Genomic DNA, 671 nt, shown 5'->3' with positions numbered 1-671 from the left:
CAGGAATGGTGTTGTTTAAACAGCCTGATGCTATGAGCTCAATAGAGCACCACGCTCAGTACATTCTGCGTAAAGGCTCAAAAGATTTGGGTTCCCATACACTCGAAGGGTCGCGCTCTGGAATGGCAATGCTTGTCTATGCCAGCATGCACATCATCAGCCGTCCCGGTTATGAATTGCTGATTGATCAGAGTATCGAAAAAGCGAAGTACTTTGCTGACCTGATTGAGCAACAAGATGACTTCCAGCTCGTCTCTAAACCAGAGTTGTGCCTTCTCACCTATCGATATACACCGCAATCAGTAAGAAATGCATTCAAGAAAGCAACCAATGAACAAGCCAATCAGCTTAATGAGTGGTTAAACGAACTGACTAAATTTATTCAGAAACGCCAGCGTGAAACTGGACGCTCTTTTGTCTCTAGAACCCGTTTGAATCCAGTAGAAATGCACCACCACAATACGATTGTTTTCCGAGTCGTCCTCGCGAATCCGCTAACAACTTATGACATTCTGAGCGCTGTTTTATCAGAACAGAGAGATATTGCACAACAAGCACCAAATTTATTGAAAAAAATCAACGCATTGACCCAGGAAATATGTCAGGATTAATCATAGGTAACCTATGATATGAAAATTTATTTCTGTTTGTTGTAACTAATTCATCAGAAA

Annotated in this window: 1 protein-coding gene; it reads left to right on the top strand. The window is 41.6% G+C overall.

Annotation, left to right across the window (positions count from 1 at the left end):
• A partial coding sequence (locus tag BCU12_RS10175; RefSeq protein ID WP_241909798.1) for a pyridoxal-dependent decarboxylase occupies positions 1 to 611 on the top strand: 611 nt, incomplete at its 5' end.
• Positions 612 to 671 lie beyond the last annotated feature (60 nt).

Source organism: Vibrio sp. 10N.261.55.A7 (assembly GCF_002877365.1).
GTDB lineage: Bacteria > Pseudomonadota > Gammaproteobacteria > Enterobacterales > Vibrionaceae > Vibrio.
This window is presented reverse-complemented; position numbering and strand designations above follow the sequence as displayed.